The 19,182-nt window shown below is 71.1% G+C and carries 16 protein-coding genes; 9 read left to right on the top strand and 7 right to left on the bottom strand.

Going from position 1 to position 19,182, the window contains the following annotated elements; genetic code table 11:
* Positions 1 to 20: 20 nt before the first annotated feature.
* From ACWFRB_RS13415 to ACWFRB_RS13400, 4 genes are all read right to left on the bottom strand, one after another.
* Positions 21 to 1,403 carry a lipase family protein gene (locus ACWFRB_RS13415; RefSeq protein WP_452641599.1) on the bottom strand — a complete coding sequence of 461 codons (1,383 nt, stop codon included), beginning with the start codon at positions 1,401 to 1,403 and terminating at the stop codon, positions 21 to 23.
* The gene (locus tag ACWFRB_RS13410) at positions 1,403 to 2,689 is read right to left on the bottom strand and encodes a hypothetical protein (RefSeq protein ID WP_452641598.1); all 1,287 of its coding nucleotides are present in this window, start codon (positions 2,687 to 2,689) and stop codon (positions 1,403 to 1,405) included. Before ACWFRB_RS13410 ends, ACWFRB_RS13415 begins: the two co-directional genes overlap by 1 nt.
* A 103-nt stretch (positions 2,690 to 2,792) precedes the next feature.
* Positions 2,793 to 3,080, bottom strand: coding sequence for a transcriptional regulator (locus tag ACWFRB_RS13405; RefSeq protein ID WP_136910460.1), 288 nt, complete (start codon positions 3,078 to 3,080; stop codon positions 2,793 to 2,795).
* Positions 3,080 to 3,637: a hypothetical protein gene (locus tag ACWFRB_RS13400; RefSeq protein WP_452641596.1), complete on the bottom strand. Its 558-nt coding sequence runs from the start codon at positions 3,635 to 3,637 to the stop codon at positions 3,080 to 3,082. The genes ACWFRB_RS13405 and ACWFRB_RS13400 overlap by 1 nt, the downstream gene beginning before the upstream one ends.
* A gap of 168 nt (positions 3,638 to 3,805) precedes the next feature.
* Between ACWFRB_RS13400 and ACWFRB_RS13395 the strand changes: the two genes are divergently transcribed.
* The 4 genes from ACWFRB_RS13395 to ACWFRB_RS13380 all read left to right on the top strand — a co-directional run bounded on the left by ACWFRB_RS13395 (position 3,806) and on the right by ACWFRB_RS13380 (position 9,570).
* Positions 3,806 to 6,193, top strand: coding sequence for a glycoside hydrolase family 5 protein (locus ACWFRB_RS13395; RefSeq protein WP_452641595.1), 2,388 nt, complete (start codon positions 3,806 to 3,808; stop codon positions 6,191 to 6,193).
* Positions 6,194 to 6,344: 151 nt separating this feature from the next.
* On the top strand, positions 6,345 to 7,838 hold the full coding sequence (locus ACWFRB_RS13390; RefSeq protein ID WP_452641593.1) for a DNA-3-methyladenine glycosylase 2 family protein: 1,494 nt from the start codon (positions 6,345 to 6,347) through the stop codon (positions 7,836 to 7,838).
* Entirely contained in the window at positions 7,835 to 8,338 is a 504-nt protein-coding gene (locus ACWFRB_RS13385) for a methylated-DNA--[protein]-cysteine S-methyltransferase (protein WP_452641591.1), read from the top strand. The genes ACWFRB_RS13390 and ACWFRB_RS13385 overlap by 4 nt, the downstream gene beginning before the upstream one ends.
* 32 nt (positions 8,339 to 8,370) lie before the next feature.
* Positions 8,371 to 9,570: an AI-2E family transporter gene (locus ACWFRB_RS13380; protein WP_452641589.1), complete on the top strand. Its 1,200-nt coding sequence runs from the start codon at positions 8,371 to 8,373 to the stop codon at positions 9,568 to 9,570.
* 20 nt (positions 9,571 to 9,590) lie between these two features.
* On the opposite strand, the gene ACWFRB_RS13375 is transcribed toward ACWFRB_RS13380, so the two are convergent.
* A complete protein-coding gene (locus ACWFRB_RS13375; protein WP_452641588.1) occupies positions 9,591 to 12,572 on the bottom strand; it encodes an AAA family ATPase in 2,982 nt (993 codons plus the stop codon).
* Positions 12,569 to 13,750: an exonuclease SbcCD subunit D gene (locus ACWFRB_RS13370; RefSeq protein ID WP_452641586.1), complete on the bottom strand. Its 1,182-nt coding sequence runs from the start codon at positions 13,748 to 13,750 to the stop codon at positions 12,569 to 12,571. Before ACWFRB_RS13370 ends, ACWFRB_RS13375 begins: the two co-directional genes overlap by 4 nt.
* Before the next feature lie 110 nt (positions 13,751 to 13,860).
* Here ACWFRB_RS13370 and ACWFRB_RS13365 point away from each other — a divergent pair, with 110 nt between their 5' ends.
* Both ACWFRB_RS13365 and ACWFRB_RS13360 read left to right on the top strand, forming a co-directional pair.
* On the top strand, positions 13,861 to 15,030 hold the full coding sequence (locus ACWFRB_RS13365; RefSeq protein ID WP_452641585.1) for a DNA recombination protein RmuC: 1,170 nt from the start codon (positions 13,861 to 13,863) through the stop codon (positions 15,028 to 15,030).
* Between the two features lie 89 nt (positions 15,031 to 15,119).
* Positions 15,120 to 15,893 (top strand): DUF6542 domain-containing protein, encoded by a 774-nt coding sequence (locus ACWFRB_RS13360; RefSeq protein WP_452641583.1) that lies wholly within the window; start codon positions 15,120 to 15,122, stop codon positions 15,891 to 15,893.
* Positions 15,894 to 15,956: 63 nt separating this feature from the next.
* Here the strand turns inward: ACWFRB_RS13360 and ACWFRB_RS13355 are convergent, their stop codons facing one another.
* The gene (locus ACWFRB_RS13355; protein WP_452641582.1) at positions 15,957 to 16,970 is read right to left on the bottom strand and encodes a 4-hydroxy-3-methylbut-2-enyl diphosphate reductase; all 1,014 of its coding nucleotides are present in this window, start codon (positions 16,968 to 16,970) and stop codon (positions 15,957 to 15,959) included.
* 95 nt (positions 16,971 to 17,065) lie between these two features.
* Here ACWFRB_RS13355 and ACWFRB_RS13350 point away from each other — a divergent pair, with 95 nt between their 5' ends.
* Genes ACWFRB_RS13350 through ACWFRB_RS13340 form a run of 3 tightly spaced genes read left to right on the top strand, consistent with a single transcriptional unit; the run spans position 17,066 to position 19,181 of the window.
* Entirely contained in the window at positions 17,066 to 17,692 is a 627-nt protein-coding gene (locus ACWFRB_RS13350; RefSeq protein WP_452641580.1) for a lipid droplet-associated protein, read from the top strand.
* Positions 17,689 to 18,963, top strand: a complete 1,275-nt coding sequence (xseA, locus tag ACWFRB_RS13345) for an exodeoxyribonuclease VII large subunit (RefSeq protein WP_077042538.1) — start codon at positions 17,689 to 17,691, stop codon at positions 18,961 to 18,963. The genes ACWFRB_RS13350 and xseA overlap by 4 nt, the downstream gene beginning before the upstream one ends.
* Positions 18,960 to 19,181 (top strand): exodeoxyribonuclease VII small subunit, encoded by a 222-nt coding sequence (locus ACWFRB_RS13340; RefSeq protein WP_452641578.1) that lies wholly within the window; start codon positions 18,960 to 18,962, stop codon positions 19,179 to 19,181. The genes xseA and ACWFRB_RS13340 overlap by 4 nt, the downstream gene beginning before the upstream one ends.
* Position 19,182: the final 1 nt, after the last annotated feature.

Below are 19,182 nucleotides of genomic sequence, written 5' to 3'. Positions count from 1 at the left end.
CTGGCGACCGCGCCGCGCCGTCAGTCCGCGAAGTTCCGATCGATCCAGTCGATGGTCTGCATGCCGAACAGGTCGGTCCCCCACCCGTACGGGTCGGTGAACAACCGGTTCAGGTTGCAGTCGCTCGGCGCATAGGTGACGTCCGTGCCGCCCGCCCGGTAGCGGTCCGCGAGGTCACGGGAATCCTGAGCGGGTACAAGGGACATGGGCGAATCGTCCCTGCCGCACGAGGAGATCAGCACCTTGGATCTCGGCGCCTTTCCGCCGAGCCGGTTGTCGTCGTATACATGCTGGAACTCGGGGATGTCGGCGGGACTCTGGCCGTTGGCGAACAGCAGCCGGAGCGGCACGAAGGGCGCCGTGAAATAGGACGGCATCTGGCACTGCACGCGGTACTCGTCCGCCAACGCCCGACCGACCGGGTTGAGCTTGTCGTTGATCCTCATCTCCGGGTACCAGGGCTCGAGTCCGAGCAGGGTCGCGAAGGCGAACCCCGATCCGACCGAGCCGTCCGCGGTGCGCATGAAGTTCCGCTGATCGATGACCATGCCCTCGAGGACAGTGGATTTGACGTTCAGCTCGGGTGCGTAGTCGGCCTGCATCTCCGCCGAGGACGCGGCGCCGACACCGCCGCCCGCGACGCCGAACAGCGCGATGGGGGCCCGCGGATCGAGTCCCGTTGCGCCGCCGGAGGTGGCCGCGCGCAGCGCGTCGAGCTGGGCATGGCCCGCGAACTTCGCCGCGAAGACGCCGTGCGGATCGGGGTCGGCGTCGTTGCCGACATCGGAGATCACGACGGCATACCCCTTGCCGAACATCAGCGCAAGCGGACCGAGCGCGGACCACGAGGCGCCGTCGAGGGGGTCCCCGCCCGTCCACTGGGTGCTGGGGTGGCAGTAGGCGCCGACGCTGTCGTTGGCCTCCTGGTACCCGATGACCTTCTTCTGCGCGGCGGGCACGCCGTCGACGGGGATCATCACGATCCCGGTGCTGATCGTCGGGGTCACGCCGTCGTTCCCGGTAGTGACGTACATGATCTTGTACGCCTCGAGGTTTGCCGGCTTGAAGCCGGTGAACATCACCTCGACCCGTTTGGCCTTGAGGAGGGTGCCCGGCTTCTCGGCGCCGGTGAGCGGCGGCTCGGCGTAGAACGGATCGTTCGGCCGCAGCGCTCCGAGGATCTCGTCGCGGGTGCCGAACTCCCCGCCCTCGAACGCGCCCTCGACGAAATCGTTGAACACCTCGCCCTGCAGCGCGGGGGTGTCGACCGGGACGGGCGGCGGGGGTGCCTGCGCCGCACCGACACCCGGCGACAGGATCGCGAGGACGACGGCCGCGGCGGCGGCCGAGAGCGATCGCGCCCCGCTGGTGCGGGGACGAGGGTGGCGCGGATCGGTCGACATCAGGACACCGTCACTTTCGTGTTCTGGAGGGCCGATTGCAGAATCTGCGGAATGTTCATCAACGGCCGGTGACTCTCGATCTGGATCTCGTACGGGGTGCGGAGCTCCACCGCGAGCCGCGGCCAGTCGTATTCGACCGTCGCCTTGTACCTGGGCAGCAACTGGGTGGTGATGTAGTCCCACCGCTCCTCGTAGACCGACCAGTTCCAGCTCGGCAGCGGCGTCGTCAGGGTGGCGGTCCTGCCGTCGGGCAGCGCGGTGGCGATCTCGACGGGACGGAACGAGCGCGGCGGCAGCACGCCGGCGACCGAGGGTGACCCCGCGACCGTGGACAGGTAGGTGACGGCCTCTCCGACGTCGCCCTTGTAGGCCCGCACCGCGTCCCATTGTTCCCGGATGATCACGCCCTGCTCGCGACGCAGCAGGGCCACGTTGCCACGGGCGATCCGGTCCGCATCCGTCGAGGCGATGTCGCGCCACGCGTCCATCACGTCCTGCCCGAACAATCCCGCCACGCGCATCTCCTCGAGAGCGGGCAGGCCCTCGGTGACGTACGCGCGGTGCATCGGCATCAGATCCGAGAAGATGTTCTTCTGCATCACCAGGATCATGCCCAGGATGTGGTGCAGGTCGTCGCCGGTGACCGTGGCGCCGGCACCGGCCAACGCGCGCAACCCCTTCGGGAGCCGGTCGACGATCTGCGGTCCAGCCACCTCGGTTGCCGTCGCGACGATGGCGCGCGTGCTCTGCTGCAGCTGCGGAATGTCGTAGATGTTCGTGATCAGCTCGAAATCGATGAGCCCGCCGCCGAAGTCGGCGCCGACCTGCCCGGCCATGCCCGCCCACTGCAACTCGCGGTGCTGCAATTGCAGCTGCTCGTAGTACCGGTACGACCGGATCAGATTCTCCCGATTCGCCTCCACCCCGGTGCGGGGATCCCACCCCGCCAGGTCGATTCCGGCCTCGGAGGTGACATCGACGAGCCAGTACTGGTAGAGCAGTGCCGCATACGAGGTCGGCGCCGCACCGGACGCCCTTGCCTGGTCGAGCAACCGCGCGAGCACGCCGCGATCGGTCGGCAGCGCCGGGTTCACCCCGCCCGGTCCGTGCGCGGCGTCGCGATTGACCAGCGGCAGGTTCAGGTAGGTGTCCACCTCGGACGCGGCGGCGGGCGCAGGAGTGCTCGGTCCCGCGACGGCCAGACCCATCACGACGGCGGCCAGCGCGGGTAGGCACCTCCGGAGAACGGAGGACCGCGACGGCGCGCGGGTGATGCGAGCACTCATGGCTCTCCCGGTGTCCGAACATACCGCGAAGTAGGTTTTCCGAGACTAGTTCACCTTCCGTGAGGCTCTTGGCATTTTCGGCGGACCGTTCTCCTCGGCAGCCTCACTCCACGCCGGCGATAATCTCGCGCAGCGCCGCAACATGCGCCTGCAGCGACTTGCGGCCCTTCGCGGACAACGAGAGCCAGGTGGTCCGGCGTCCCAGGTGCACACCCTTGCGGCTGCGGACATACCCGGCCGCGGCGAGCGCCGACACGTGCTTGGAGAGCACCGAGTCGCTGACCTCGAGCCGATCCCGCACCGTCGCGAACTCCGCCTCCGTGACCGCCGTCAGCATCGACATCAGCCGTAGCCGGGCCGGCTGCTGCAGGTGTGCGTCGAGCTCCGGCATCAGCGACCGATCACCAGCAGGACGAGACCGGCAAGAGCCAGGACGCCGACCAGCGCCAGCCACACGACACTCTCCGCGGTGGCCAGGCGCGCAGGCTCTCGCCGGTACGACGCGACCCAGCGCCGCCCGCTCATGGCGTAGGCGACTCCCCCTGCGGCCGCCGCCGGAACGGCCAGCCACCACCAACCGTGTGTCATGGCGGCGTAGGCCGCACCCAGTCCGGCGGCGTACCCGATGGCAGCCAGCACACCGCTACCGAAAACCACGCGGCTGGCGAAGCCCTCGACCCGGACGCCGTTGGCGCGCCGAAACCGGCGCAATTGCCACCACGCCACGGCGGCGTAGACCGCGACGCCGGCCGCGATCCACCACGGCCCCCACCGATCCCCGCTCGGCATCCCGACGGCTGCCGTCGCGATCTGCACCGCCACCGCCGCGCCCAGCCAAACATGGGTCGACGACGGAATGACCACGCCGCCCGCCAGGCCGAATCGCGACGCCTCGACGGCCTCGAGGGCGTCCGCAGCCTCGTTCGGCCCCACTCCTGAATTTTCCATATTGGAAACTATGTCGCACACTTTCCAGATTGGCAAGAAGCGGGGCGGTCGCGGCCACACGCTCGACAGGGCCGGGTCCCGCGATTCGGACAATCGTCCAGTTCCGGGCGCAAGCCGGAGCGGCTGCACTTAGGATCCGAGGTTCCCTCAGTGAACGGAATGTGTCGGATGTCTTCGAATCGCCTTGCCTGGATCGCGGCCCTCGCACTGGGTCTGCTGGTGATCATCCAGGCCGCCGCAGATCCGAGCGGCCTGCTGAGCCTTGTCGGCTGGACCGGCGCGGACCTGTGGCCGATTCGGGCGCCATGGCAGATCGCGCCGTTCGTCGTCTACCTGCCGGTACTGCTCGGCGTCACGTGGTGGGCGGTGCGGTCGATCGCCGCGTCCCGCTGGCTGTTCGCGACCACCACCGCAAGCGTGGTGCTCGCCGTGCTCCTGGCGAAGTTCGCGATGTCATTGGTGGCGGTGGGTGACCTCGGGACCGCGGCGTGGGGCAGTGGATTCGCCCTCGCCAAGGCCATTCCGGCCGGCCTGATCGTCGCGGGCGTCGTCGCGGTCGCGGGCCGCGGCCGCAGCGTGGACGACGGACCCGACGAGGTGCCCACGGTGTGGGCCGGGGCGCTGCTCTTCGGCGCCGTCGCCCCGCTCCTCGCGGGCCAGTGGTGGGCGGGCGCCCCCTACGACCGGTGGATGCCGGCGCCCAACATCCTCAACGGCGTGCTCGCGACCGTCGGCGGGATCGCCGTGCTCGTCCTCGGCGCCATCGTCTGCCAGCGGGCGCTCGGCCGCCGGGTGGCGGGCGGTGCCGCGGCCACCTTCCTCACCGGATGGTTCGCGGCGATGGGCGCGGGCGCGCTGCTCGCCCTCGCCGCGTCGATCGTCGGGATGGTCTCCGACGACGGATTCGCGGGCGACCTCTGGCCGCTGATGGCCGGGTACATCCGGCTCGCGGACGGCGTCGCCTACGGCGCCTGCACGGGATGGATCGTCGGACTCGCGGCGCTCTGGTCGCGGCGGCAGGCCACCCAGCCGTCGCCGATCCCTCGCCCTGCCATGCGGGCCGGCGCGGTCACGCTGGCCGCCGTGGCGGTGGCCGTCCCGTTCCTGGCCCGCCCCGATGCGCTGCCCGCGTCGCCGGCGCCCCTCGACTCCGTCGAGGCGGGAACCCTACTGCCCCTGCGCGTCTCGGGTGAGGTCATCGCCGACGCGGCGGGCCGCGAGGTCCTGCTGCGCGGGGTCAACGTCAACCAGCTCGTCGACTTCTACGCGCCACGGCCAGAGGTCCCCTCGACCCTGCCGCTGACCGACGCGGACTTCGCAGGCATCGCCGATCACGGATTCAACGTGGTCCGGCTCGCGCTGTCCTGGTCGGCGCTCGAGCCGGAACGCGGCCGCTACGACGAGTCCTATGTCGACCAGATCCGGGTCGCCGTCGCACAGGCCAAGGCGCACGGCCTCTACACCGTGCTCGACATGCATCAGGACGGCTGGTCGAACGCCCCGTCCCCCGATGACGTCAGCTGCCGGCCTGGCACCTCGCCCATGTGGGGCTACGACGGCGCGCCCGACTGGGCCACGATCACCGATGGCGCGCCGCGCTGCCAGTTCACCGGGCGCGACATCTCGCCCGCGGGCGGGCGCGCGTTCAACAACTTCTACTACGACACCGACGGCGTGCAGGAGCAACTCGTCCAGGCCTGGGCGATGCTCGCGGGCGAGTTCAAGGACGAGCCTGCCGTCGCCGGGTACGACCTGCTGAACGAGCCGAACTTCGGCGAGTCCGCGCCGCTCACCTCGTCGCTGCTGCTCGGCCGCTTCTACGACCGGACCATCGACGCCATCCGCGACGCGGGTGCCGAGCAGATCGTGTACTTCGAGCCGAGCATCCTGTGGTCCGGCCTCGGGTTCGACAGCGGCCCCCCTGCCGGTTTCACCGACGACACCAACATCGTCTTTTCGCCCCACCTCTATGCCGAGTCCATCACCATGGACGCCTCGCTTGGCCTGCCCACGATCGTCAGCATCGAACGGGGCTTCACCCTCGCCGACCGGGTGGCGAACAAGTACGGCGGCATCCCGGTCTGGACCGGCGAGTACGGCTACTGGGGTGACGATCGCGTCGACAAGGCCACCCGCTTCGCGAAGGAGCAGGACGCGAACATCCAGGGTGGCGCTTTCTGGGTGTGGAAGCAGGCCTGCGGGGACCCGCAGAACGGCATCCAGGAACTGGGCGACGGACTCATGCCGGTGCTGTGCAGCACCGGCGAGGACGCCCCGCGGAACACCCCGCTGATCGATGAGCTCACCCGCGCATACCCGAGATTCGCGCCAGGACGGATCACCCACCTCGCGGCCGACGGCAACCAGCTGGCGCTGACCGGCAGCGCAGGCGACGGCAGCTGCCGGCTCGAGGTCTGGTTCCCCACCCGGGTCGGCGCCGACCCCTCGGCCGTCGACACGGTCGGGGTCGAGGACGTCGCCTTCACCCCGCTCGGCGGGGGCTCGCTGATGACCGGGTGCGCCACCGGCGACTACGAGGTCCGCACCGGCGCCTGACCCTCGAGTGTGCACCTGCTCGCGCTTGCCCTCGGGCGATGCGACGTTCCCCCGAGCACTTCGTGCAGGGAGGTGCCCCCAGGTGCACACTCGGCGCCCGACGGTGATGTCCGATTCCCGCTAGCGCGGTCGCGGGCGCGCTGCCACAGTGGTGACTGTGACCGCACCGCATCTCGACTTCGACCGCTGCTACCGCGCCGTGTCCTCCCGCGACGCCCGCTTCGACGGGCAGTTCATCACCGCGGTGCGGACCACGGGCATCTACTGCAGGCCCTCGTGCCCGGCGATCACTCCGAAGCCTGGCAACGTCAGCTTCCTGCCGACGGCGGCCGCCGCACAGCAGGCCGGGTACCGCGCCTGTCGCCGGTGCCTGCCCGACGCCGCGCCCGGCTCGCCGCTGTGGAACGTGCGCTCGGATCTCGCCGCGCGCGCCATGCGGCTGATCTCCGACGGCGCCGTCGAGCGCGGCGGAGTCGAATCGCTGTCCGCCTCGCTCGGATACTCGTCGCGGCACCTCACCAGGGCGTTGACCGCGGAACTCGGCGCAGGACCGCTCGCCCTGGCCCGGGCACATCGCGCACACACCGCCCGACTGCTGATCCAAACCACGTCGATGTCGATGTCGGACATCGCCTTCGCCGCGGGATTCTCGAGCATCCGACAGTTCAACGACACGGTCCGCGAGGTGTTCGCGGTGACCCCCTCGACGATGCGCACCGAGGCCGCCAAGCGCGCCGACGCCCCACCCGCCAAGGGCACGGTGTCGTTGCGGCTGCCCTACCGGAAGCCCCTCGACGCCGGCTGGCTGGCCTGGTTCCTGTCCGGGCACGCCGTCGCGGGCATGGAGCGCTGGTCCGACGGCGAGTACCGCCGAACGCTCCGGCTCCCCCGCGGCTGCGGGGTGGTCGCGCTGCGCGTCCTGCCCGAGTACGTACGGGCCGAGCTCACCCTGCGGGACATGCGCGACCTCGCGCCCGCCGTCGCCCGACTGCGGCACCTCCTCGACCTGGACGCGGACCCCGAGGCGGTGGACGGCGCCCTCGCCGCAGATCCCGCGCTGGCGCCAGGCGTCCTGACAGCCCCCGGCATCCGGGTACCGGGCAGCATCGACGCGGACGAACTCCTGCTGCGCACGATGATCGGGCAACAGATCTCGCTGGCGGCGGCGTCCACCCAGACCGCCCGCCTGGTGGCCGCGCTCGGCGCCCCGGTCGACGACCAACACCTGACCCACAGCTTCCCCGGCGCCGACGTCATCGCGGCGGGCGGGCGCGAGGTGCTCACCGGTCCCGCCCGCCGGATCGATGCGATCATCGGGGTCGCGGAGGCGCTCGCCTCCGGGACACTGGCGCTGCACGCCGGCCGCACCGCCGAGGATCTGCGCGCGGATCTGTTGTCGTACAAGGGCATCGGACCTTGGACGGCCAACTACGTGGTGATGCGTACCCTCGCGGACCCCGACGTGCTGCTCGACACGGACCTCGTCGTCCGCCAGGGAGCGCAGGCGATGGGCGTCGACCTGACCGACTCCTCACGCTGGACGCCCTGGCGCTCGTACGCATCAATGCACCTGTGGCGCAGCGCACTTGCCGCGCGCGGTGCGCTCCTTCCCACACCGACCCCCGACACGGAGGACCAGAAATGATCGCCAAGTACGCCACCACCACGACCCCGATCGGTCCGTTCACCGCACTCGTCGACGACGACGGCGCGGTCCTGGCGTCGGGATGGACGGACGACCCCGAGGAGCTGCGGGCGCTGATCCACCCGAGCCTGCGTCCCGCCGCACTCACCCGGCTCTGTGATCTCGGCGCCGTCACCCGCGCCGTCGCCGACTACCACCGCGGCGATCTGACCAGCATCGATTCGATCACCGTCAGGCAGCAGTCGGGCGAGTTCCTGGTGCACGCCTGGGATGTGCTGCGGACCGTGCCCGCCGGGGACCCGATCACCTACACCGAGTTCGCGGGCCGCTCGGGACGTCCCGCCGCGGTGCGCGGCGCGGCGTCGGCCTGCGCCCGCAATGCCGCCGCGCTGTTCGTGCCCTGCCACCGGGTGCTGCGCACCGACGGCTCACTCGGCGGGTTCCGGTGGGGGCTGCCGGCAAAACGCTGGCTGATCTCGCACGAGGAGCACGCACGGTAGATTCGGTCCTTCACCGCCAGGAAGGACCGACCGTGAGCGATCAGCCCACCGCGCCGCCGACCGAGCCGCGTCAGCACCACCCCCGCGATCGCGGCGAGGTACTAGGCATGGGCGGCATGTGGCTCGCCAAGTGGTCACTGTGCCTGGTGCTCATCGCCGCGGGCGGCTGGGTGGTGTGGACCCTGCTGGGCGTCCTGTGGGTCGCGGTCCTGCCGGTCCTGCTGGCGATCGTGGTCTCCACGGTGTTGTGGCCGCCCACCCGCGCGATGACCTCACGCGGCGTGCCCGCGGGGGCGGCGGCGGGCATCACGCTGATCGCGTTCCTCGGCATCTTCGGTGGAATCGTGGCGCTGATCGTGCCCTCGGTGGTCGACCAGTCGCCGGAGTTGGCCAACAAGGCGAGCCAGGGCATCACCCAGGTGCAGGAGTGGATCAAGGGCCCGCCGATCAACCTGCAGGACGATCAGATCGACTCCGCGGTCCAGGCGATCATCCACAAGCTGCAGACCAGCGCGCAGGCCATCGCCACGGGTGTGTTCAGCGGCGTCAGCGCGGCCGGCTCCATGCTCGTGACACTCACCCTGGTGCTCGTGCTCGCGTTCTTCTTCATCAAGGACGGACCGCGCTTCCTGCCGTGGCTGCACAGCGTCTCCGGCGGTCGCGCCGGACGGCACTTCGAGGCGGTGTCCATCCGGATCTGGGACACCCTCGGCGGCTTCATCCGCACCCAAGCGCTTGTCAGCTTCGTGGATGCCTTCTTCATCGGCCTCGGCCTGATCATCCTGGGTGTTCCGCTGGCCCCGATGCTCGCCCTGCTCACCTTCATCGCCGGCTTCATCCCGATCGTCGGCGCCTTCGTGGCGGGCGCCCTCGCCGTTCTGGTCGCGCTCGTCGCGAAGGGCTGGACGACCGCGCTCATCGTCCTGGTCATCGTGATCGCCGTGCAGCAGCTCGAGGGCAACGTGCTCCAGCCGGTGCTGCAGAGCCGCACCATGAAGCTGCACGCGGTGATCGTGCTGCTCGCGGTGACCGCCGGCGGCTCCATGTTCGGGATCATCGGCGCGTTCCTCGCCGTCCCGGTCGCGGCCGTGGTGGCCGTGGTGATCCGCTACATCGGCGAACAGGTGGACCTGAAGCTGGACGATCGGGACCCCGCCGCCGGGACCGAGGCCGAGGTGGTGAGCGAGGAGGTGCCCGCCACCGAGCCCGGCGATCTCGCGACCGCGGACTGACGCAGGCGCGCCCGCCCGCACTATCCCGCGACGACCTCCACGCTCGACCCGGCCCGCCCGCGGATCACGTGCAGCCGGCTCGGAATCCGCTGCCGCATCTCGTCGACATGGCTGACGATGCCGACCACCCGACCGCCTGCGCGGAGCTCGTCGAGGACGCCCATCACCGACTCGAGCGTGTCCGAGTCGAGGGTGCCGAATCCCTCGTCGATGAACATGGTGTCGAGCACCAGGCCGCCGGATTCCGCGGCGACGACGTCGGCGAGACCCAGCGCCAGCGACAACGACGCGAGGAACGATTCGCCGCCTGAGAGGGTCTTCGCCGAGCGCACCACCCCGGTGTAGTCGTCGCGGATGTCCAGGCCGAGCCCGCCCCGCTTGCCGCGCGGCCCGGCCCCGTCCGCGTGCACGAACTCGTAACGGCCACCGGACATCCGGCGCAGCCTGGTCGAGGCGGCGATCGCGACCTCCTCGAGCCTGGCGGCGAGCACATAGGACCGCAGCGACATCTTGCGCGCATTCTGTCCGCGGCCGGCGATCACCTCCGCCAGGCCCGCCAGTTCCGCATGCCGCTCCTGCATCGGGGCCAGCGCACCGACCTCCTTCGCCAGCTGCGCGACCAGGCGTTCGAGGTCCGCCAGCCTGCGGTCGGCCTCCGACGTGACGGCGATCGCCGAGTTCACCACCACGTTCGCTGCCTCGACCTCGGACTCGGCGACCGACGGGTCGACGGGGTCCATCCCGGCGACGGCGGCCACCTCCGCCTCCGCAAGGACCGATTCGGTCCGCACCAGCTGGTCCCGCGCCTGCGCGAGCGCGGTCTCGATGGCCGCCACCCGACGCTCGTCCCTGGTCGCCGCGACAGCCTCGTCCACCGACTCGAAGCCGGCCTCGGCCGCCACCCGGGCGACCTTCGCGGACAACGCCTCCGCACTCTCCTGCGCGACGGTGACCTGCGCGCGCAGGTCTCGCAGTCGCGACACCGCCGCCGCGAGCGTGTCGAGCCGGTCGCGGCGCGCCTGCGGGCTCTCGTCCACGCCCGAGGCCTCAGAGATCCGCTTCCTGATGGTCTCCAGCTGATGCACCGCCCCCGCGATCCGCTCGTCGAGGGTCGCGAGCTCGGCCGTTGCGACGCGTGAACGTTCCTGCAGGCCTTCCTGTTCTGTGCGCAGCCCGGACAGGCGATCGGAGAGCGCAGGCTCGCGCGCCGCCAACCCGTGTGCGGCCGTGTGCGCCTGGGTGGCCGCCGACAGTTCTTCCGCGACCTGATCCCGGTCACGGTCGCCGCCCCGCTCGAGCAGGACCTCGATGGCCCGATCGATCTTCGCGAGGCCATCGGCCGCGGCATCGGCCGCCTGGGCGAATCGATGCTCCGCCACGCGGGCGGCGTCCTCGTCGGACCTCGTCACGATCGTCTCCGACGGCTCGGCCGGGTTCGGGTGCTCCGCCGAACCGCACACAACACACGGTTCGTCGTCGGCGAGTCCGGCCGCGAGCTCGGCCGCCATTCCGGCGAGTCGGCGTTCGCGAAGGTCGAGCAGCTCGCCGCGCGCATCCTGGTGTCGGCTCCGCGCCGCCGACAGCAGGTCAGCGGCGTCTGCCCGGAACTGTCGCTGTTCGGCAAGGGCGACGGCGGCGGTCTGCACGTCGGCCGCCCTACCCCGCGCCTCGTCGAGGGCGGGCAGCGCCGCGACCGCCTGCCGCGCCGCGGCGAGATCGTCCTCGGCGGCGCGCAGCTGTTCGGGCAGCGCGGTCCGACGGAGCTCGAGTTCCGCTGCGGCGGAGGCGAGCTCGCGGCGCCGCTCGCCGTGGCGGTCCAGGGTCTCCTGCAGGGCATCGGCGACCAACGATTCTGCGATGAGGTCGTCGAGCCGCGCGACCTCGTCGGTCCAGCCGCGGATCGTCGCGGCGATGACGCCGCGGTCCTCGGCGGCCTCGGGCCAGGACAGCCGCTCCAGCAGCGCCCTGCCCTCGTCGACCGCGCCGACACCTCCGGCCAGGGTGTCCATCAGCTTCAGTTCCCGCGCAGCGGTTTCCGCCGCCGCGGCGGCCTCGGCGCGGATCTCGGCGATCGGCGCGGCCCGCACCGCCCTGGCGAGTTCCTCGGTCTGCGCTGTCCGCTCGTCCGCGCCCTCGGCGTGGGTGCGCAGCTCCGCAGCTGCCTTGGCAGCGCGCTGCTGCAGACCCCGGATCCGGGTCACCTCGGCGAGCGTGGCGGCGGCCCGCGCCGCGCCCGCCCTCGCCGCGACGAGTTCCACGGTGGCGGTGTCCCTGGCCTCCTCCGCGTCGGCCCGCAACTTGTGCGCCCACGTCAACGGATCGGCGTCTGCGCCCGCTTCGATGCCCGCCGCCGTGGAGACACGAGCGAGCATGAGGTCAACGGACTTACGTCCGGATTCCAGCGTCGCCGCGCTCTCGCGCCTGCGTTCGGCGAACCAGTCCTCGACCGTGCCGAACCGGGTGGTGTCGAACAGCCGCTCCAGCAGGTCGCCCCGCTCGTCGGTGTCCGCGCGCAGGAATCGCGCGAACTCCCCCTGCGGGAGCAGCACCACCTGGAAGAACTGGTCCGCGCTCATGCCGAGCAGCCGGCCGATCTCCTCGCCGATCTCGTCGAGGCGGGTCAGGTTCTGGCCGTGACCGTCCAGCCAGGTGAGCGTGGCCTTCGCGTTCTCCTTGGTGGTGCCGGTGCCACGGAGTTTGGCCCGTTCGTATTCGGGGCTACGGGTCAGGCGGAGCCTGCGGCCGCCGATCGTCGCCTCCAGCACCACCTTCGGCACCGAACCCGCGGCGGCGTGATCCGAGAGCAGTCGCTTGCCCTGCTGCCGGGCGCCGGGGACGGTGCCGTACAGCGCGAAGGCCACCGCGTCGAGGATCGTGGTCTTGCCCGCGCCGGTCTGGCCGTGCAGCAGGAACAGGCCGTCCGCGCCGAGGGCGTCGAAGTCCACCGTCGCGGTGTCGCCGAACGGCCCGAACGCCGAGACCTCCAGGCTGTGCAGTCTCACGCGATCTCTTCCATGGCCGCCGGTTCGCCGAGCTCGTTCTCGCGGACCGCGGCGCTCAGCGCGCGCTCGACCAGGCGCAGCTCGCTCGCCGTCGGCTCGCCGCGCATGTCGGTGAGGAAGCTGGTGGCGATCTGCAGGTCGCTGCGCCCGCGAACGCGCTCGCCGTAGTGCAGGTCCGCGCTGCCCTCGTGTCGCTGCCATTCGAGGTGCACCATGTGCGGGAACCGGGTCTGCAGGGTGCGCATCGGATCCTGCGGCCGGACCGGATCGGTCAGGATCGCCGAGACGTAGTTGTCCTCGTCCTCGGTGAACCGTTCGTCGTCGAGCAGCTCGTCCACGGTGCCGGTCAGCTGACTCAGCCCGCGCACGACCGGCAGGTCGACGCGGCGCACCTCCGCGAGGCCCGCGGCGTCCAGATCGGCGATCCACACCGCCTTGCGGTGGGTCCGCTCGCCGAACGAGTACGGCAGCGGCGACCCGGAATAGCGCACCCGATCGGTGAGGGTCTGCGGAGAGTGCAGGTGCCCGAGTGCCACATAGTCGACGCCGTCGAACGCGGAGGCCGAGACGGTCTCGACCCCGCCGACCGAGATGGACCGTTCCGAGCCGGTCGCCTCGGCCCCGACGACGAAGGCGTGCGCGAGCAGGACCGCACGCGGCCGGGTGCCGTCGACGGCGCGGCCCACGAGATCCGCACGGACGCGCGCCATCGCCGCGTCCAGGATCTCGGCGTGCGAGCGCGCGGTCGGCACGCCGAGCTCCGCCCTTGTGGTCTCGGGCTCGAGGTACGGCAGGCCGTAGAAGGCGACCTCGCCGTGCTCGTCCTCGAGCAGCACCGGACGATCCACCTCGGAGACCCGGGTCATCAGGTGCAATCCGCCCGCGGCCGAGAATGCCGAGCCCGCGCCGAGCCGCGCCGGGGAGTCGTGATTGCCCGAGGTGGCGACGATCACCGCGCCCGCAGCACGGATCGCCTCGAAACCGTTGTTGCACACCGTCACCGCGTCGGCACTGGGGATCGCACGGTCGTACACGTCGCCGGGTACGACGACCACGTCCACCTCGTTCTCCGCGACCATGGCCGCGATGGCCTCGAGCGCGCTCGCCTGATCGGCGAGCAGGTCCACGCCGTGGAAGGTGCGCCCGATGTGCCAATCGGAGGTGTGCAGGATTCGCATGCGCCGACCGTAGATCACGGCGCCGACACGATCGGTGACGCGCGCCGGGGCACGGGCACGAGCGACGCTCCTGGCCGAGCGTGTCGGTGCCCTCGTGCACCATCTGCCCCATGGACCCCGTCACCGCGCTCGGACTGCTCGTCGCCCTCGGCCTCGGCATCGCCGTCGGCTGGCTCTGGCACGCCTCCCGGTCCGGCCAGCACGCGGCGCGGGCCGAGGCCCAGCTCGCTGCGCTGCGCGAGAACGAGAAGACGCTGCGACAGTCCCTCGCCGCGGTGAACGAGGACTCGGCCAGGCGCACGTCGGGCGCGGTCGGCGAACAGGTCTCCCATCTCGTCGGCCCGCTGCACGACGCGGTCGACGCGCTCGCACACCAGGTCCAGCAGGTCGAACGCAGCCGGGTGCACGCGTACGCCGGGCTGTCCGAGCAGGTCGCGGGCATGCATCGCGCCTCCCAGCAGCTCACCACCCAGACCGGCCAGCTCGTCACCGCGCTGCGCGCCCCGCAGATCCGTGGCCGTTGGGGTGAGATCCAGCTCGAGCGGGTGGTCGAGCTGGCGGGCATGGTCAAGCACTGCGACTTCGACACCCAGGTCAGTGGCGAGGGCGTCCGGCCGGACCTGCTGGTCCGGCTGGCAGGCGGCAAGCAGATCGTGGTCGACGCCAAGGTTCCCCTCGCGGCGTACCTGGACGCCGCGCAGGAAGAGGACCCCCGCGTCAGGGACGGTCACCTGACCCGGCACGCCCGACAGCTGCGCACGCACGTCGACCAGCTCTCCGCCAAGGCCTACTGGGCCTCGTTCGATCCGAGCCCGGAGTTCGTGGTGCTCTTCGTCCCCGGCGACCCGTTCCTCGACGCCGCGCTCACCGCCGACGCCGAGCTGCTCGAGCACGCGTTCGCCAAGAACGTGATCCTGGCCACCCCGACCACCCTCGTCGCACTGTTGCGCACCATCGCCCACACCTGGCGGCAGGAGACGCTCTCCCGCGAGGCCGCGACCATTCACCGCCTCGGCCGCGAGCTGTACACCCGGCTCGGGGTGGTCGGCAGCCACCTGGACCGGCTCGGATCCCAATTGGGCAAGGCCGTCGACTCGTTCAATCTGACGGCCGCCTCCATGGAGTCGCGGGTCATCGTGACCGCCCGCAAGCTCCACGAGCTGGAGGTCGGGGACGGCGAGGTCGCCGAGATCGGGCGGATCGACTCGTGGCCGAGGGCCGTCGGCCTCGGCGAGAACTTGCCCACTAACGGTCGCGCCAACGAGGCGATCGGATCGTGAACAGCTAGTGTCTAAGGGTGTCTGCAACCCAACGTGCTCGCTCTGGGGTGCCGCTCGAGATGCGGTCTGTTCTCCCCACTGTGCCCGGCGTGCCCGCAGCGGCCGCCGTTCTCATCGCGGTGGCGGCGACCTTCGTTGGATTCGCCATTGACGCGGTCCGTGGCAACGAACTGACGTCCGCGTTCTCCGTCTTCTACTTCCTCGGCTGCGTCGGCGCGGTCCTCGCGGTCCGTAGCCGCGGCCTGTTCGCCACGATGGTCCAGCCGCCGCTGATCCTGTTCGCGGCCGTGCCGCTGGCCTACCAGTTCTTGTCCACGGGATCCAAGGGCGGACTCAAGGACCTGATGTTCAACGTGGCGATTCCGCTGGTGAACCGCTTTCCGCTGATGTTGACCACCACCCTCGCCGTGCTCATCATCGGCGGGGTCCGGCTCTACCTCGGCCAGCAGGCGGTCCGCACCCCTGCCCGCGCGAGGAGCAGGTCCGCGGACGCAGGCACCGACCGCGGCACCGACCGTCCCGCGACCCGGCCGCAACAGGCCGCACGACGGACCGACCAGCCGCGCACCGCGGCCCAGCGCACCGCACCGGCACCGCGCCCGCACGGGACTCCGCAGACCCAGCCCGGACGCGCGGTGTACCGGGACCCCGCACCGACCCAGGTCCAGCGTCGCCCGGTACCCCCGCCGCCCGCGCCGGGGAATCTCGGCCGTAGGCCGGAACGCGCGCCGAGCGCCGCGACCGCACGGGTGCAGCCCCCTCGCGGCGCCGCCGACCCGTACACCCCCGTGCACCCGATCCCGCAGGTGCGGTACCGGGACCGGGAGGACTCGGCTCACGATCAGCCGCGCGGCAGGTACTGACGATCACCCGGCGCTGACCCCACGGACCGGCCCCGTTGGCCGGACCGGGGTGTCACGGCCGCACTAGGAACTGGTGTTGCTCGGCTTGCGCAGCTCACGCGGCAGCGAGAAGACGAGGGTCTCGTTCGCGGTGGTCACCGGCTGCACATCGTGGAATCCGTGATCGGCGAGAAGCTCGATCACACCGCTGACCAGGATCTCCGGCACCGAGGCACCCGAGGTGACACCGACGGTGGTGACGCCGTCGAGCCACGCGATGTCGATCTCGCGCGCGTAGTCGACCAGGTAGCTCGCCCGCGCGCCCGCGCCGAGCGCCACCTCGACCAGCCGCACCGAGTTCGACGAGTTCCGCGACCCGACCACGATCACCAGATCGCACTCCGGGGCCATCGCCTTCACCGCGACCTGCCGGTTCTGGGTGGCGTAGCAGATGTCGTCGCTCGGCGGGTCCTGCAGGAGCGGGAACTTCTCGCGGAGCCGGGCCACCGTCGCCATCGTCTCGTCGACGCTGAGCGTGGTCTGCGACAGCCAGATCACCTTGTTCTCGTCGCGCACGGTGACGGCATCGACCGACTCCGGTCCGTCGACCAACTGGACGTGATCGGGGGCCTCGCCCGCAGTCCCCTCGACCTCCTCGTGGCCCTCGTGCCCGATCAGCAGGATGTCGAAGTCGTCCCGCGCGAACCGCTTGGCCTCCTGGTGCACCTTCGTCACCAGCGGACAGGTCGCGTCGATGGTCTTGAGGTTGCGCTCGGCCGCCGACTCGTGCACGGCCGGGGACACCCCGTGCGCGGAGAACACCAGCAGCGAGCCCTCCGGCACCTCATCGGTCTCGTCGACGAAGACGACGCCGCGGTCCGACAGGGTCTCGACCACGTGCCGGTTGTGCACGATCTCCTTGCGCACGTAGATCGGCGCGCCGTGCTTCTCGAGGGCCCGCTCGACCGTCTCGACCGCGCGGTCGACGCCCGCGCAGTATCCACGTGGTTCGGCGAGCAGGACGCGCTTGCCGGAGCCGCCCGGAGCAGGGGCGCTGGAACGGGCGATGCCCAGGTTCAGGGGGACTGCGGAAGACATGACACCAGGGTACGGGCAGCCGTGGCGCGGTGCCCGATCAGGCACACCGCGCGCCCAGCTACCAAAAGGGGCATTCGTCAGGCAGTCTTAGGGCCATGATTCGTCCCCCTTTCGCTGCGCGGGTCGCTGCCGGGATCGCCGTCACGGTTGTCGAAGAGGTGCAGAAGCTGCCGAATACCGCGGTCGCGCTCCCCATGACCACGATCAGCCACATGCTGCAGACGACGATGCGCGTCCAGCAGTCGATGACGGCGCTGGCGATCAAGGGCGATCAGGCGTTCTCGATGCTCTTCCACCAGGACGAGGAGCAGCCGGAGTGGGCGGTCTTCGACGAGGACGCCGCGCCCGCACCGTCGGGCGGCGACGGGGCCGCGGCCAAGCCCGCGAACCAGGGCCGGTTCGCGCTGTACTCGATGCAGCCGGAGTCCGAGCCGGACGCGCCCGCGGCGACGACCGCCACCACCGCACCCGAGAAGGCGGCCGCGAAGAAATCCTCCGACGGCACGCCCGCGTCGACGCAGGCGAAGCCGGCAGCGACGCGCCCCGAGATCGCCGAGTACCTCGACTACGACAACCTGACGCTCGCCCAGCTCCGGGCGCGGCTGCGGACGTTGACGGTCGAGGAGCTCGATGCCCTGCTGGCCTACGAGAACGCCGCCCGCGCCCGCGCCCCGTTCCAGACCATGCTCGGTAACCGGATCACCAGCGCCAAGGCCAAGTGAGCTCCGTCCAGCCGAGCCAGACGGGCGCGCCGACCTCGAACTCGCCCGAGCACCCGTGGCCGGTCCGATCCGTCGCGACCAAGGTCTCGCAATGGATCGATCGCCTCGGCAGCATCTGGGTCGAGGGCCAGATCACCCAGATCAACGTCCGCCCAGGCACCCGCACCGCGTTCCTGGTGCTGCGCGACGCCTCCGTGGACATGTCGCTGTCGGTGACCTGCTCCCCCGCGCTGATCCGCGATTCCCCGGTTCCGCTGACCGAGGGCAGCCGGGTCGTGATGTTCGGCAAGCTGTCCTTCTACACCGGGCGCGGCACGGTGTCGCTGCGCGTCACCGAGATCCGGGCCGTCGGGATCGGCGAACTGCTCGCCCGGATCGAACGACTGCGCGCACTGCTCGCGGCCGAGGGCCTGTTCGATCCTCGGCTCAAGCGGCCGCTGCCGTTTCTCCCGCACACCGTCGGCCTGATCACCGGGCGGGCCAGTGCCGCCGAGCGTGACGTGCTCAGCGTCGCCGGAAAGCGTTGGCCCGCCGTCCAGTTCGAGATCCGGAACACCGCGGTGCAGGGTCCGACGGCAACCGCGCAGATCGTCGCGGCGCTGGCCGAGCTGGACTCGAATCCGGCGGTGGAGGTGATCGTCCTTGCGCGCGGTGGGGGCAGCGTCGAGGACCTGCTGCCGTTCTCCGACGAGACCCTGTGCCGCGCGATCGCCGCATGCACGACCCCGGTGGTCAGCGCGATCGGCCACGAACCGGACAACCCGCTGTGCGATCACGTCGCGGACGTGCGAGCCGCGACGCCGACCGACGCCGCCAAGCGGGTGGTCCCCGACGCGGTCGCAGAGCAGGCCCTGGTCGCCGAGTTCCGGGCGCGCGGCGCGGCCGCACTGCGGAACTGGGTGGCACGCGAGGCGCGGTCGCTGGCCGACCTGCGCAGCAGGCCGGTGCTCGCCGACCCACTCGCCGCCGTCGAGCGGCGGGCCGAGGAGATCGCGCGGCTGCGCGAGGCGGGCAGGCGCGACGTCAACCGGCTGGTCGCCGGTCAGGCCACCGTCGTCGAGCACCTCGCGGCCCGGCTGACCACCCTCGGGCCTGCGGCGACGCTGGCCCGCGGGTACTCGGTGGTGCAGAAGGTGGTGCCCGGGTCGGATCCGGAGGTGCTGCGCTCGGTGGAAGACGCCCCGCCCGGCACCCAGCTGCGGGTGCGGGTCGCCGACGGCGCGGTCATCGCCGCCGTCATGGGCAAGGACAAGTCAGGAGAAGCACAGTGAGCCAACCGGTATCGGAGCTCGGCTACGAGGCCGCGCGCGACGAGCTGGCCGACGTGGTCAAGATGCTCGAGCAGGGCGGCCTCGACCTCGACCACTCCCTCGCGCTGTGGGAGCGCGGCGAGGCACTGGCCAAGCGTTGCGAGGAACACCTCGCGGGGGCGCGGGCACGGGTCGAGAAGGCGCTCTCGCACGCCGACGACGAGGACGACCCGCGCTAGC

It is taken from the genome of Rhodococcus sp. NPDC055112, from assembly GCF_053607505.1.
This window is presented reverse-complemented; position numbering and strand designations above follow the sequence as displayed.

Bases quoted from the DNA above. Each gene is read 5' to 3' on its own strand.
- ACWFRB_RS13400 (WP_452641596.1), bottom strand. From the start codon at position 3,637: ATGGAAAATTCAGGAGTGGGGCCGAACGAGGCTGCGGACGCCCTCGAG.
- ACWFRB_RS13395 (WP_452641595.1), top strand. From the start codon at position 3,806: ATGTCTTCGAATCGCCTTGCCTGGATCGCGGCCCTCGCACTGGGTCTG.
- ACWFRB_RS13405 (WP_136910460.1), bottom strand. From the start codon at position 3,080: ATGCCGGAGCTCGACGCACACCTGCAGCAGCCGGCCCGGCTACGGCTG.
- ACWFRB_RS13415 (WP_452641599.1), bottom strand. From the start codon at position 1,403: ATGTCGACCGATCCGCGCCACCCTCGTCCCCGCACCAGCGGGGCGCGA.
- ACWFRB_RS13355 (WP_452641582.1), bottom strand. From the start codon at position 16,970: ATGTCTTCCGCAGTCCCCCTGAACCTGGGCATCGCCCGTTCCAGCGCC.
- ACWFRB_RS13370 (WP_452641586.1), bottom strand. From the start codon at position 13,750: ATGCGAATCCTGCACACCTCCGATTGGCACATCGGGCGCACCTTCCAC.
- ACWFRB_RS13365 (WP_452641585.1), top strand. From the start codon at position 13,861: ATGGACCCCGTCACCGCGCTCGGACTGCTCGTCGCCCTCGGCCTCGGC.
- ACWFRB_RS13410 (WP_452641598.1), bottom strand. From the start codon at position 2,689: ATGAGTGCTCGCATCACCCGCGCGCCGTCGCGGTCCTCCGTTCTCCGG.
- ACWFRB_RS13350 (WP_452641580.1), top strand. From the start codon at position 17,066: ATGATTCGTCCCCCTTTCGCTGCGCGGGTCGCTGCCGGGATCGCCGTC.
- ACWFRB_RS13385 (WP_452641591.1), top strand. From the start codon at position 7,835: ATGATCGCCAAGTACGCCACCACCACGACCCCGATCGGTCCGTTCACC.